The 14,332-nt window shown below is 47.9% G+C and carries 12 protein-coding genes and 1 tRNA gene; 10 read left to right on the forward strand and 3 right to left on the reverse strand.

From position 1 onward, the window contains the following. Positions 1–38: 38 nt before the first annotated feature. The 3 genes from ACFQ3W_RS22500 (at position 39) to ACFQ3W_RS22510 (ending at position 1,876) form a co-directional block, all read left to right on the forward strand. On the forward strand, positions 39–560 hold the full coding sequence (locus ACFQ3W_RS22500; RefSeq protein WP_379321482.1) for a CAP domain-containing protein: 522 nt from the start codon (positions 39–41) through the stop codon (positions 558–560). Between the two features lie 97 nt (positions 561–657). Further along, on the forward strand, positions 658–1,329 hold the full coding sequence (locus ACFQ3W_RS22505; protein WP_379321483.1) for a PspA/IM30 family protein: 672 nt from the start codon (positions 658–660) through the stop codon (positions 1,327–1,329). A gap of 40 nt (positions 1,330–1,369) precedes the next feature. Continuing rightward, positions 1,370–1,876, forward strand: coding sequence for a DUF4178 domain-containing protein (locus ACFQ3W_RS22510; protein ID WP_379321484.1), 507 nt, complete (start codon positions 1,370–1,372; stop codon positions 1,874–1,876). Between the two features lie 560 nt (positions 1,877–2,436). Here ACFQ3W_RS22510 and ACFQ3W_RS22515 read toward each other — a convergent pair. After that, a tRNA-Lys gene (locus ACFQ3W_RS22515) sits at positions 2,437–2,509 on the reverse strand. A 170-nt stretch (positions 2,510–2,679) separates the two neighbouring features. Between ACFQ3W_RS22515 and ACFQ3W_RS22520 the strand changes: the two genes are divergently transcribed. The 5 genes from ACFQ3W_RS22520 (at position 2,680) to gyrA (ending at position 10,064) form a co-directional block, all read left to right on the forward strand. Continuing rightward, the gene (locus ACFQ3W_RS22520) at positions 2,680–3,486 is read left to right on the forward strand and encodes a GDSL-type esterase/lipase family protein (protein ID WP_379321485.1); all 807 of its coding nucleotides are present in this window, start codon (positions 2,680–2,682) and stop codon (positions 3,484–3,486) included. A gap of 54 nt (positions 3,487–3,540) precedes the next feature. After that, positions 3,541–4,524 (forward strand): ABC transporter ATP-binding protein, encoded by a 984-nt coding sequence (locus ACFQ3W_RS22525; RefSeq protein WP_379321486.1) that lies wholly within the window; start codon positions 3,541–3,543, stop codon positions 4,522–4,524. Then, a complete protein-coding gene (locus tag ACFQ3W_RS22530) occupies positions 4,517–5,506 on the forward strand; it encodes an ABC transporter permease (protein WP_379321525.1) in 990 nt (329 codons plus the stop codon). Before ACFQ3W_RS22525 ends, ACFQ3W_RS22530 begins: the two co-directional genes overlap by 8 nt. Before the next feature lie 120 nt (positions 5,507–5,626). Continuing rightward, on the forward strand, positions 5,627–7,612 hold the full coding sequence (gene parE, locus ACFQ3W_RS22535; protein ID WP_379321487.1) for a DNA topoisomerase IV subunit B: 1,986 nt from the start codon (positions 5,627–5,629) through the stop codon (positions 7,610–7,612). Between the two features lie 16 nt (positions 7,613–7,628). Then, on the forward strand, positions 7,629–10,064 hold the full coding sequence (gyrA, locus tag ACFQ3W_RS22540; protein ID WP_379321488.1) for a DNA gyrase subunit A: 2,436 nt from the start codon (positions 7,629–7,631) through the stop codon (positions 10,062–10,064). A gap of 743 nt (positions 10,065–10,807) precedes the next feature. On the opposite strand, the gene ACFQ3W_RS22545 is transcribed toward gyrA, so the two are convergent. Then, entirely contained in the window at positions 10,808–11,680 is an 873-nt protein-coding gene (locus ACFQ3W_RS22545) for a LysR family transcriptional regulator (protein WP_379321489.1), read from the reverse strand. Positions 11,681–11,840: 160 nt separating this feature from the next. On the opposite strand from ACFQ3W_RS22545, the gene ACFQ3W_RS22550 reads away from it, so the two are divergent. Next, positions 11,841–12,893: a branched-chain amino acid aminotransferase gene (locus ACFQ3W_RS22550; RefSeq protein ID WP_379321490.1), complete on the forward strand. Its 1,053-nt coding sequence runs from the start codon at positions 11,841–11,843 to the stop codon at positions 12,891–12,893. 158 nt (positions 12,894–13,051) lie between these two features. Continuing rightward, on the forward strand, positions 13,052–13,462 hold the full coding sequence (locus tag ACFQ3W_RS22555; RefSeq protein ID WP_379321491.1) for a MarR family winged helix-turn-helix transcriptional regulator: 411 nt from the start codon (positions 13,052–13,054) through the stop codon (positions 13,460–13,462). Between the two features lie 98 nt (positions 13,463–13,560). On the opposite strand, the gene ACFQ3W_RS22560 is transcribed toward ACFQ3W_RS22555, so the two are convergent. Continuing rightward, positions 13,561–14,331 carry an RluA family pseudouridine synthase gene (locus ACFQ3W_RS22560; RefSeq protein ID WP_379321492.1) on the reverse strand — a complete coding sequence of 257 codons (771 nt, stop codon included), beginning with the start codon at positions 14,329–14,331 and terminating at the stop codon, positions 13,561–13,563. Position 14,332 lies beyond the last annotated feature (1 nt).

Raw genomic sequence — 14,332 nt, forward strand, 5'->3', positions numbered from 1 at the left:
AGGAAAAGGTAATTTTTGTGAAGGAGGAGCAATTCATCATGATAAAATGGAAAAATACCGTTTCAACAGGGCTGCTACTCTCCGTCCTGACAACTATTTCCCTGGCCGGTGTTCATGGAGATGGCGGAGCCGCTTATGCTGCAGCAACAATGAATACGAAAAGTTTGGCTGCAGTATACGCGGCCATTCAAACGCAAAACGCTTCGAAGATCGTTGTATTAGTCAACAAGGAGCGGGTAAGAGCAGGATTAAAACCGCTAACCGTACACACGAATTTAACGAAAGTGGCTAAGGCGAAAGCAAAGGACATGTATCTAAACAATTATTTCAGCCACACATCGCCAACGTATGGTTCTCCGTTCGAAATGATGGATGCGTCCAGCATTACATATCTGTATGCCGGAGAGAATTTGGCCATGGGCCAGCGGTCGGCCGAACAGGCGATGAAGGACTGGATGAACAGCCCGGGGCACAAAAAGAACATTTTGAATCCAAATTACAATTTAATCGGTGTCGGATACTTCAATGGATATTGGGTACAGGAATTTGTCGGAAAATAGATTTTCTCTTTTTTTGAACCGGAAATGAAACCTCTGTTGTTCTGGAGCGTAAACATAAGCATAAAATGAAATTTTATTTCTCGGGAGGAAAACAACAATGTCTATTTTTAAAAGATTGCGCGATTTAACGATGTCCAATATTAACGCTATGATTGATAAAGCGGAAGATCCGATTAAACTGACGGATCAGTACATCCGTGATATGCAGGAAGATTTGGAGGATGCTGAAAAGGCAGTTGCCGCTCAAATCGCCATCGAGAAGAAATTCAAAGGTCTGTATGAAGAGCAAGAGGCCTTGGTTGAGAAGCGTACCCAGCAAGCCCACACGGCAGCACAAGCACAAAACGTCGATCTAGCACGCAGAGCTCTGGAAGAGAAAAGAGCAGCTGAAGCAAAAATGACCGAATACAAAACAGCTTATGACCAGAATAAAGCATCTGCCGACAATCTTCGCGCGAAGCTCGAGGAAATGCGTAAGCAGTTGACGGAAATGAAAAATAAACGTGAAACGCTCGTTGCCCGTTACAATGCGGCGAAAGCACAAAATGAAATCAACAAAGCGATGACAGGCTTTAGCTCCGATACAGCGGTTAACGGCTTGAAGCGGATGGAAGACAAGATGCTCCAAATGGAAGCTCAAGCAGAAGCCAGCAATGAGCTTAGCTCCAAAGGAAAATCTTTGGACGACGAGTTTGAGAACCTGAGTAAGGACGCTGAAGTTGACGCGGAACTCGCTGCATTGATGAAGCAGTATGAAGATAAGAAATAAGAAAAGAATTTAAGTGTATAAAAGTGAGGCATAACCTAAGATGAGCGTATGGAAAAGAATAGGCAACCTGTTTGCCAAGCCAGAGCCGCCTCTCGCTGAGAAGAGCATGCTAGCGCTAGCGCCGGGAGACATCTGTGAAGTATCGCTCGTCTCTTATGAGGTTACTGGACGGGTAAACAACCGCGGGCGTAACGCAGTAGTGTTAACACTTCAGGATGGGAGCAGCACCAGCTATTTGCACATCGAGGAGCGGGAGACGCTCCAATATCAGCTTTATCAGCCGATCGACGGTCGTTTGGATGATCCAAACGAGGTGCCAGGGCAAATGGAGTTGGATGGTACGGAATACTATCTAGAGGAAGAATACGGCGGTTATGTTGCCGTTGTTGGAAGAACTCCATTTATGCAAGGCGGAGACCAGCATGTATGGCAGTATCAGTCCGATGACAGTAAGTTGCTTAGAATCGAATGGCAGAACGGGCGCTTTATGTTGTACGAGGGTGTTAAAGTCATTCCGGCTGACGTTAAGGTGATTCGGGCGAGCTGATAGAATATTAAAGGAAAAAGCAGTGCGACGGCCGCACTGCTTTTTCAACATGCGCCAGAATTTATATAATTTCTGGTGGGAGAGAGCCCCCTTTAACAATATCCAAGTAGTTTTCGATGCCTAATAACTCCTGTTCCTCGTTCTCAGTCCTTGTAGCGATCAGCAAAAGTATAGATCAACGAGTGAAAATGGGGTACCAACAGGACTTTCTGGGATCGTAGAACGTACTAAATGCATTTTGTACAGTTAAACATCGTCTTGCCCAGAGCCTTAAGCATTTAAATGCAGAAAGTGCAGCTAAAAAGGGAAAAAATACCCTTGCCGAGCAAATTAACCCGGTTTAGATGTAGGAAATGCAGTTAAAATCCATAAATTCGCAATTTGCCCGAAAATAGATGCACAAAATACATTTAGTTAAGGATTTGAGAGAGGCATGAAACTAAATGGATGTGTCTAAAAGCAAAAACTACCACCAGCCCGCATTCTCGGACGGTTTTTCGAACATTTGCGATGGAAACAAAAAATCCTTCACTGTAATCCAGTGAAGGATTTTTGTAATATGGGTTATGTAGGGGTCGAACCTACGACCTGCCGATTAAGAGTCGGCTGCTCTACCAGCTAAGCTAATAACCCTTAGTAGTAACTGTCGTGTTTTTCCCGACAAAAAATAGTATACAACGTATTATCTCAGAAAGCTAGTCTTTTTTTAAAAAAATTTGCATACCGAAACAAGAAGTCTTATGTTATTTACATGAGTTGGAGAGCTTAATAAGGAAAGTTGCCAGAATAGGAGGAATATGACGATGAAAACGGCGTCCCGGACATGGCGAATTACAGGCTTCATTTCTGCTATATCGACACTACTGCTGCTGCTTGGCTTCCTATATGCGGTTTTAGATATCGGTTATCCAGCGTACTCCGCTAAAAATCAATCAACCACTACACGAGCGGCGGAGGAACAAACAAAAGTGGGGATTTGGGATGTGACCGCTATCGGAGACTCGCTTGCAAAAGGAACCGGAGACGACACTGGAGCCGGGTTTGCCCGCAGGTCGGTCGATTTGCTAAACAAGCAGGGAATTTCCTCCAAGCTGGTCAACAACTTAGGCATCAATGGCTTGACTACAAAGGAGCTGCTGCCAATGCTGAAGGAGCAAGGTGTGTCCTATGCGCTCAAGCAGGCGGGAATTATCGTGCTTTCGATCGGAGGCAATGATCTGTTCAACGGGACCCAGCATTTACAAACAGGCACAAAGGTACCGTCAGAAGCTGAAATCCAAGCCTCGATCACCGGCGCATCCCCTAATTTTGAAAAAATCATCGCCAAGATTAAAGAGATTAATCCGAAGGCGAAGCTAGTATATGTAAGCTTATATAATCCGTTTTCCGATCTGAAGGATATGCGCGGCATCGGGGACAATGCGGTGGCCCGTTGGAACGAAATGGCCCAGAAGACGCTGAATCGATATGAGGAGACGCTCGTTGTACCGACATATGATTTGTTTACATACAACTATGCGAGATATTTGGCGAGCGACCATTTTCATCCAAATGGAGAAGGCTATCAAGCAATTGCGGAACGGATGGTCCAGAGCATGGCACATAAATGAGTGATAAACACATTTTTCGCAATATGATGAATCAGCACATAGGAGTGGACTGCGATGAACGGAAAGCAAGCAGCCGCGTCGGACCGTAAAAAAGCGGTCTTATCGGTTCAAGGACTAAAGAAGAAAATAGGCCAAAAGTGGATCGTTCATGACGTTAGCTTTCAGGTGAATGAGGGGGAGATATTCGGCTTCCTCGGACCTAATGGTGCTGGGAAAACAACTACGATCCGTATGCTGGTTGATTTAATCCGACCGACCGCTGGCAAGGTAGAGATATGCGGGTATGATGTGCAGAGAGAGCCGGAATCGGCACTGCGTTATGTGGGCTCCATCGTTGAGAATCCGGAAGTTTATACTTATTTGACAGGATGGGAAAATCTCGAACACTTTGCAAGGATGATCCCTGGTGTAGATCGTTCGCGCATTGCTGAAGTGGTTGAAATGGTTGGACTCAAGGGACGGATCCATGATAAGGTGAAAACCTATTCACTTGGAATGCGACAGCGTCTGGGAATTGCTCAGGCACTGCTAGGACGGCCCAAACTGCTTATATTGGATGAACCGACGAATGGGCTTGATCCGAAGGGGATTAAGGAGATGAGGGGCTTTATTCGTCGTTTGGCGGAGGAAGGAATGGCCGTATTCGTTTCTAGCCACCTGCTAAGTGAAATTCAATTGCTATGCGAACGAGTTGCTATCATTAGCCGCGGGCGAGTGCTGGCGGTAGGTACGGTAGAAGAGCTGATTAGTGGCAGTTCAAACTACGTTGTATGGGAGCTGGAGCCGCGAGAAAAAGGCGCCTCCATTTTGAGTGCGGAAGGCATACAGATCATCGAGCATGTGGAAGATATCCTGGACGATGCAATCATGGCAGGAATCAGTGATATTGCAGTGGTCACGCAAATGAACCCTGAACAGATAGCTCGAATAATCCCGGGCCTTGTAGAGCAGGGGGTTCGCGTCGGCGCCGTGCAAAAAGTAAATCCTACCCTAGAGCAGCTGTTCCTGGAGATGACGGAAGGTGAGAGCATTGAATAACATTCTTCCATTAGTAAAAAATGAAACGATCAAGATGATCAAAAAGAAACGGTTTTACGTCATATTGCTCGTTCTGCTTGTTCTTGTCCCTGTGTTTGCCTACGCGCAGCTTAAGGCTGCCGAGGATAAGCGTGAGAAATACGGCACGGACTGGCGCAGAGAAGTTCAACAGGCAATTACTGATAATCAAAATTCACTAGGCAGTGACCGCGTGCCGGAGGAATGGAAAAAATATCGACAAATTTATATTCAGCAGATGAAATACTACTTAGAGCATGACGTTAATCCGAGAGAGCCTGGTGGTGTATCCTTCACTCGGGAGTTTCTGGACAACGCGGCAACGCTGTTTATTCCGCTGTTGATTATGGGTGTCGGCTCCGACATTGTGTCATCCGAACGGACTTCTGGAACGGTCAAAATGCTGTTAACACGCCCTGTAAGGCGGTGGAAAATACTACTAAGCAAGTTGATTACACTACTCATGTTCGTATCGCTTATCGTCGTATCGACGTTCCTGATCTGCTATTTGATATCCGGATTGTTTTTCGGCTATTCCGGGTTTAATATGCCGATCTTCACCGGGTTTCAACTGCACGGTGCGGAGGTTGACATTTCGGGAGTACATGCGGTTCCGCAGTGGCAATATATTTTCATGCAAGCCGGGCTTATTTGGTTTGTTAGTGTAACGGTGGCTTGCCTTGCGTTTATGGTTTCTGTACTCGTGCGGAGTACGGCAGCGAGCATCGTGATCATGATGGCCACGCTGATCGCCGGAAGCATTTTGACCAATATGGCTTCCTCCTGGACGAGCGCGAAATATTTGTTTATGGTCAATTTGGGGCTTACGAATTATTTAGCGGGACAACCGGCGCCAATCGAAGGAATGACGCTCGGATTTTCACTCATTGTACTTGCTGTTTGGGGGGCATGTTCCCTTGTCATTTCATTCCTTGTCTTTACGAAACAGGATATATTGAATTAAAATGGACAGGGACAACAAAACACCTGTTTGCATTTAATGCTTACAGGGTAGTTACAAAAGTCACGATTGAATCATTTACTTAAATCAAGACTACATAAAGCAGTTAAAGGGGGAGCATGAATGGCCGAACAAATCGATTTGTTCGAGGACGCAACTTCGGCGAATTCCGCCAGCTCGTCTTCGGGATACGACGCGGACGACATTCAAGTGCTCGAAGGGCTTGTCGCGGTACGCAAACGACCTGGTATGTATATCGGCAGTACGAGCTCGTCGGGACTTCATCATTTGGTATGGGAGATTGTAGATAACGCTGTCGACGAGCATCTGGCGAAGTACTGCGACAAAATCGACATTTCACTAAATAAAGACGGTTCAGTAACCGTTACGGACAACGGCCGGGGAATACCTACCGGAATGCATAAGACAGGGATTCCGACGCCGCAGGTTGTCTATACGATATTACATGCCGGAGGTAAATTCGGCGGATCGGGCTATAAGAAATCGGGCGGACTTCACGGTGTCGGGGCGTCCGTTACGAATGCGTTGTCAGAGTGGCTAGATGTTCAAATTTACCGAGACGGCAAAATTCACCGGATGCGTTTCGAATATTGGGTTGATGACCAGGGCATTGAACATGTCGGAGAACCGGTTACGGGTCTTGAGGTTATCGGAAATACGCACAAGACCGGGACGAAGGTAACGTTCAAGCCGGATATTCGCGTATTCACCAGCGGAATTGGATTGAACTATGATACGCTCGCGGAACGTTTGCAGGAGATCGCTTTTCTGAACTCGGGCCTGAAGGTAACCTTGAAGGATGAGCGCTCCGACCGTTCCGACGAGTTTTTTTACGAAGGTGGAGCCAGCCAGTTTGTGGAGTTTCTGAATGACGGCAAGGATGTGCTGCATGATGTGGTGCATTTTTATGCGGAACGGGACGACATTGAGGTTGAGGTTGCGCTGCAGTACAATGCAGGTTATACCGAAACGCTGGCTTCGTTTGTAAACTCTATTCCTACTCGGGGCGGGGGAACCCACGAAACCGGGTTTAAAACGGCCTACACAAGGGTCATGAACGACTATGCTCGCAAGAACGGCATTCTGAAAGAGAAAGATAAAAACCTGGAAGGCAATGATTTGCGTGAAGGCATGATGGCGGTTATCAGCGTCAAGATGTCGGAGGTTGAATTCGTCGGGCAGACAAAGGATCAGCTTGGCAGCGCCTCTGCGCGAAGTGCGGTGGATGCTGTTGTTAGCGAGAAGATGGCATTATTCCTTGAAGAGAACCCGCAAGTTGCTCAAACCTTGATTAAAAAGGCTGTGCAGGCCTCCAAGGCAAGGGAGGCAGCGCGTAAGGCTCGCGATGAAATGCGCACTGGCAAGAAGCGAAGTGAAAGCTCCAATCTGGGTGGAAAGCTGACACCGGCCCAATCGAAGGATTTTACGCGTAACGAGCTGTTTATCGTCGAAGGCGACTCTGCTGGCGGATCGGCAAAGCAAGGACGCGACTCTAAAATTCAAGCGATTTTGCCGCTAAAGGGAAAACCGATGAATCCGGAGAAAGCGAAGCTTGCCGATATTTTAAAGAACGATGAATATCGGGCGATTATATCCGCGATCGGAGCTGGCATTGGGACGGAATTTGCCGTTGAAGACAGCAATTATTCCAAAATCATTATCATGACAGACGCCGATACGGACGGGGCTCATATCCAAGTGCTGCTGCTGACGTTCTTCTACCGCTATATGAAGCCGCTTATTGACAGTGGACGGGTATATATCGCCCAGCCGCCGTTATATAAGATCACCCGGCGCTCAGGGAAGCTGGAAACCGTACGTTATGCCTGGAGCGACGAGCAGCTTCAAAATTATTTAAAGGAATTCGGCAAAAATTTTGAACTGCAGCGCTATAAAGGCTTGGGAGAAATGAACCCTGAGCAGCTATGGGAAACAACAATGAATCCGGAAACCCGGACAATGCTGCAGGTACAAATTGAGGATGCAGCCAAGGCAGAACGGCGCGTATCTACGCTGATGGGGGACAAGGTCGATCCGCGCAAGCGTTGGATCGTGGAGAACGTGGACTTTACAGAGTTTGAGGAATAGAAGAAGGTGAATTGATGTGAGCATGCTGGAAAACTTTTTACCGGCCTTTTTAGAAGAGGTTGTGGGTGACCGCTTCGGCCGATATTCCAAATATATTATTCAAGACCGGGCAATTCCTGACGTGCGTGATGGACTGAAGCCGGTTCAGCGGCGGATCCTGTATGCGATGTACGACTCTGGTAATACGCCCGATAAGCCTTATCGCAAATCGGCCAAGACGGTCGGGGATGTTATGGGGAACTATCACCCACATGGTGATTCTTCAATTTATGAGGGTATGGTTCGGATGGCGCAGCCGTGGAAAATGGGTCATGTGCTTGTAGATGGTCATGGAAACTGGGGCTCCCAGGACGATGATCCGGCAGCGGCTATGCGTTATACCGAGGCTCGTTTGTCTCCGATCGCCTTGGAGCTTCTGCGCGATATTGAAAAACGCACGGTTCCGTTCAAAGATAACTTTGACAATACGGCAAAAGAACCCGTCGTATTGCCTTCCCGTTTTCCCAATTTGCTGGTCAATGGGGTTAGCGGGATCTCTGCCGGGTTTGCTACAGAAATTCCACCGCATAATCTGCGGGAAATTATCGATGCCTGCATTGCCGTCATGGAAAAACCGGAAATGACCCTGGAGGAAATCCGTACGTTCGTGAAAGGTCCTGATTTCCCTACAGGCGGAATCATTATGGGCGAAGAAGGTATTAAGGAAGCGTATGAGACCGGAAAGGGCCGTATTTACCTGCGCTCTAAAACGGACATTGAAACGCTTCGCGGTGGCAAACAGCAAATCGTTATCACCGAGATACCGTATCAGGTGGTCAAATCTCGCCTCGTTTCAGCGATGGAGAATATCCGCATTGAGAAGAAGGTCGACGGGATCGCCGAGGTTCGCGATGAAAGTGGACGTAACGGGTTGCGTATCGTCGTCGAGTTGAAAAAGGATGCGGACGCACAAGGGATTCTCGCCTATTTGTTCAAGAAGACCGATCTACAGGTAACATACAACTTCAACATGGTGGCGATCGTTCATAAGGCTCCGCGCCAGCTTGGCCTTAAGGCGATGCTGGAGGCTTATATTGCACATCAGCGCGAAGTCGTAACCTTCCGGACTCAATATGAGCTCGAGAAACTGGAGGATCGTGCCCATGTACTCGAAGGGCTCGTAAAGGCGCTGAACATTTTGGACGAAGTCATCGCCGCGATCAAAGCCTCCAAAAATCGTCAGGACGCGCAAAATAACCTGCAGTGGATGTTCGGATTTACCGAGCGCCAAGCGGATGCGATATTGACATTGCAGCTCTACCGCCTAACGAACCTGGAAATCACCTCTCTGCAAAAAGAACTGGACGAAATCCAGAAGAAAATCGCCGTTTTGCAGGGCATTTTGGATAGCGACAGAAAGCTGGTCGCCCTCATTCGCAAAGAACTGATGGAGATTCGCGAGAAATACGGAATCGACCGCAGATCGGTTATCCAGGACGAAGTAGAGGAGCTGAAGGTGAATCTTGAGGTGCTGGTTGCCCAAGAGGATGTGCTCGTTACGATTTCGAACGAAGGCTACATCAAACGGACCAGCATGCTGTCATTCACCCGCTCCGGCGGTGAGCTGGACGGCTCGGGCGTCAAGGAAGGCGACTTCATCAAGAGTGTGCTGGAAGTTGATACGCTGCAGAATCTGCTCATATTCACGCAGCGCGGCCAATACTTCCTGCTTCCGGTCCACCAGATTCCGGAATTCAAGTGGAAGGACAATGGTACGGCTATCGTTAATGTTATTCCACTCGCCAAGGAAGACCGTCTAGTCAGCGTCATTCCGGTGAAGGGCTTCGAGGAGCCGGAGCTGAGCCTTGTCTTTGTGACGAAACGGGGACAGGTCAAACGAACGGAACTCAAGGATTACGAAACGAAACGCAGTGGCGCGATTGCTGCTTGCAAGGTGGGGGACAACGATGAGGTTATCGATGTTGTAATAAGCCGGAATCGTCAAGATGTACTGCTGCTCACGAAGCAAGGCATGTCCATTCGTTTTTCCGAAAATGAGGTTAATCCAATGGGCCGGGTATCCGCCGGCGTTCGGGGAATAAATCTCAAGGAAGGCGATGAAGTCGTCAGTGCGCTATGGGTAGAAGGTGAGGAAGGAGAAATCCTTGTCTTATCTGATTTAGGTTACGGTAAACGTAGTCTTCTGCTGGATTACCCGGTTCAAAGCCGGGGCGGAAAAGGGGTTCAAACCTTTGAGTTTAAAGAGGGCAAGCGCGTTAAGCCGAACGGCAATCAGCTTGTAGGAGGTATTCACTGTAAAGAGCCGGTTACGTTGCTTGCGGTAACGAAGGAAGGGCAGATGCTTAGCCTGAGCTCGGAAGATGCTCCGCTCGCAGATCGTAAGTCGATCGGTAAGCTGCTCGTGCATACTAATAAGAATGATGATATTGTTGACCTCCTTAGGAGAGGATAGCGTTTAGCTTCTTAGCAAAGGACATCCAAGCCAGCTATAGTGCTGGCTGGAATGTCCTTTTTTAACATATCAGAAAGTATAAAATAGCCGGGGAAAGAATCTTGTTAGCTATGTATGTCCTTGCAGACGATCAGCAAAAGAGTAATATGGCGAGTGAAAAATGGGTGTCGGCCGGAATTGGCTGCCCCCTCTTACTCTTACCATAAAACTTACCGTTACCGTTGGGACTTACTAACTAAATGTATTTTCTACAGTTAAATCCCGCCTATTTAGAACCTTTGAGCATTTAAATGCTCAAAGTGCAGCTAAAATCAGCAAAACGAACCTGCAAAGGCAAGTTGCATCATTTTAGATGTACGAAATGCAACTAAAATTCCAAAAACTTCAAATTTTGCAGAAATAGATGTATAGAATACATCTACTAGCGGATGGTGAGAGAGACAAGAACCAAAAGGATGTGACCAAGAGTAAAACTACCACTAGCCTGCGGTAAATCTCCCCTAAATGTACACCTAAAGAGCGGTGGGATTTTGAAAAAGCTGCAGGGAGCAAGGAGTAGAACAGAAGAGGGAATGGGTATGGGGCGGAAAGTTTACGGCCCGCCTTTAAAGTCGTGTTCTGACCCGGTTGAAACCCCATACCCATCCCTCCAATGTAGAAGTCTAAGCTAACTCAAAGGACACCGTCAGACGTTTTTTCTTACAGTCTTGATTCGGTTAACCTCTTGTTCGCCCGGATAAAGATTAGGTTTTATCTCGGGTCAAATGCTGAATAAATGCTTTTAATGTGGAATCAATAAATGTGTTGCTGCGGTAAACAAGCCCAACGCTTTTTCGCGGAGCCGGATCGGCAAGCGGTATGATCGCAACGCCTGCGACGCTTAAATTTTTCGCATAGGAGTGGGGCAAAACGGTTCCACCTACATTGTGGCGAGCCATCTGTACCTGGGACTCCATTGTAGATAGCTCCATGACTGGGGAAAGCAATATATGAGCTTCGGCGCAAGCTGTGTCTATCATTTGCCGAACGAAAAACTTCGGAGGAAATAGGATGAGTGGGATTTGCGAGAGTTGCTCCAGCGTTACATGCTCCAAAGCTGCGAATGCGTGAGCGGAGGAAACGGCCAGAACAAGCTCTTCATCGTACAGTGGGACGCTAGTGACCTGATCATCTTTAAGCGGCAAAAATACAACTCCAAGATCCAACTGATTATTGAGCAGTCCTGCGTGGGTTTCTTCGGTAGCCAGCTCCGTTACGGTCAGCTCAATTTCAGGAAACTGCTGGTGGAAGGAAATGAGCTCACTCTCCAGCAAATGATTGCCGGAGCAACCGATCCGCAGTTTGCCGCGCTTCATACCGGCTAATTGGCCTATTTCAAGCTTCGCTTGCTCCAGCTCGTGAATGACGCGTCTTGCATGCTCCATCAAAATCTGACCGGCTTGGGTCAGGTGATTTTTTTTCCCAGAACGCTGAAATAAGGGAGTGCCGAGCTCCTGCTCGAGCAAACGAATCTGGTGGCTTAGTGTCGGCTGCGATATGCCCAAACGTTCTGCAGCTTTGGTAAAATGCAGCTCTTCGCCAACGGCGGTAAAATACTCCAGTAGCCGGTGCTCCATCAACAAATCCTCCGTCTATAGATAATTTCTATGATTATAATCGAAGTTATGTTATTGATCAATGATTGAATTATCGGTATAGTAAATGAAACAAGGTTACGAATTCGGATACAAGATCAAACATTATGAAAAGAGGATGGGGAACATGGAGCAACTCCAAATGACAAGAAGCACACAATTAAAAACTAAGCCGGCTACGGATCAACTTGGATTTGGTCGGCATTTTACCGATCACATGCTGCTGATGGATTATTCTAAGGGACAAGGATGGCATGCGCCGCGGATCGTCCCTTACGGACCGCTCACGCTGGACCCTTCGGCTATGGTGTTCCATTACGGCCAGGAAGTTTTCGAAGGAATGAAAGCGTACCGTACACCACAAGGGGAAGTTGTACTTTTTCGACCGGACATGAACTTGAAGCGCCTGAATCATTCCTGTGAGAGATTAAGCATTCCACAGGTTGATGAGAAAGCTTTGCTGGATGCGATTCGCCAGCTGATTGTGCTTGAAAAGGACTGGATTCCTGAAGGTGAAGGAAACTCGCTATATATCCGCCCGTTTATCATTGCGACGGAACCTGGTTTAGGGGTTCGGGCAGCTCATGATTATTTGTTGCTCGTTATATTGTCACCGGTCGGGGCTTATTACTCTGAAGGCATTCACCCAGTACGTATATATGTGGAAGACCAGTATGTGCGCGCTGTTCGGGGCGGTACAGGCGAAGCCAAGACATCCGGCAACTACGCCAGCGGCATTAAGGCTCAAGAAGTCGCAGAAGGCTTAGGTTTCTCACAGGTGCTTTGGCTGGACGGGGTTGAGCATAAATATATTGAGGAAGTCGGAAGTATGAATGTGTTCTTTAAAGTGAATGGGGAAGTGATTACCCCAGCGTTGAACGGAAGCATTTTAGCTGGGATAACTCGAGATTCCGTCATTCACATGTTGAAATCCTGGGGAGTGAAGGTGACGGAGCGGCGGATTTCAGTGGAAGAGCTATATACTGCCTGGCAGGAAGGCAAGCTGGAGGAAGCGTTTGGAACCGGAACGGCAGCAGTAATCTCACCAATCGGATTCATGAAATGGGAAGGCCATGAGATGGAAATCAACGGTGGTGAAACGGGAGATTACGCGAAGAAGCTGTACGACCAGCTTACGGGGATACAACGTGGTGAGCTGGATGATCCATTCAGCTGGCGTTATGTTGTACGATAGAATTTAGACATTAGGTCATTCGTTAGGCGATATTTGCCTAGTACGGATGGCCTTTTTTGCAAAATAAGGGGTCTTTGGCTGCAGTTTCAATCTCTAAAAGGAGGATTTTGCAAGCAAATAGCGAATTGATTTATGATGTTAGTTAGGGAGGGGTAAGGTTGCATACTGCTGAATTTGCCAGATTGCTGGATATCATCGTTAAGGATTATCAGACGCATATGGAGCAGGAGTTGGCTCCAACGTTAACGACCGCCCAACTGACTGTGCTAGAATTGCTGGAACAGCAGGGCAATCTGAAGCCGTCCGATTTGATTCCATTTCTGTCAACGACACCGGCTGCCGTAACGATGCTGCTGGATCGGATGGAACGCGGAGAACTGATTCGACGTGACCGTGATGAAGCTGATCGCCGTAACGTATGGGTTTCAATTACCGATAAAGGCAGGGACGAAGTATTGCGCGGCGTTCAGGCCAGAAATGCTTATTTAAGCAGTGTGCTTGACCGAATCTCTACTCATAATCAGCAGCTGCTGGTCTATCTGCTCGGAAAAATTGCTGGTACAAAATAGATAATGTAAGCTGAAAAAGCGCGAGTCGCGGGTGAAAGAGCCCCGTATACTCGCGCTTTTTATGCATAATGCACTATTCTGCCCTCAGGCAGTTCACTTTAGTTTTCTAATCCGTGTCCGCCGGATTTCACAAGCGCCGCTAGCCGACCGTATACCCCTTCCTCCCACAGGCTCCAAGGATGGATGTGAGGTGGAAGTGAGACTAGGTCGACCTGATCCTTGGTGATCGGATGTGGGAATCCGACATATAGCGACCAGAGGGCGATCTGCTGTCCCGGCTTGTTGTAGGTTGTACCGTATTTCTGATCGCCATAGAGCGGGCAGCCAATCTGGCTCATCTGTACCCGGATTTGATGCGGTCTACCGGTGTGCAGCTCAACCTGGACCAGACTGAGCTGATCCTTAGCTGATGTACCGAGCACTTTATATTCCAGCCGAGCTTCTTTACCGCCCGGCGTTCCTTTTGGCACGACCGACACGGTATTTGTCCGCTCATCCTTTAGCAAGGTGTCCGTCAAACTTCCTTGTCGCTGCGGCGGTATTCCGTGAACCACGGCAACGTATGTTTTGCTGAAGTTGCGACTACGAACAGCCTCAGCAAGGCGCGAAGCAGCTTTGGACGTTTTAGCAAAAATCATTGCGCCGCCCACTGGACGATCCAATCGGTGAACAAGCCCGAGGAACACGTTTCCTGGCTTTTGGTAGCGCTCTTTGAGGTCATTCTTCAGCAGGTTCAGCAGATCGGGATCACCGCTAGCGTCCTCTTGGGTTGGGATGTTCACCGGTTTTTCAACGCCAAGCAAATGGTTGTCCTCAAATAGAATAGCCATAGCCGGTTCACCCGTGATCCGCTTAGCATCGGGATTCATC

The organism is Paenibacillus puldeungensis (assembly GCF_042678945.1).
In the GTDB taxonomy this organism is placed as follows: domain Bacteria; phylum Bacillota; class Bacilli; order Paenibacillales; family Paenibacillaceae; genus Fontibacillus; species Fontibacillus puldeungensis.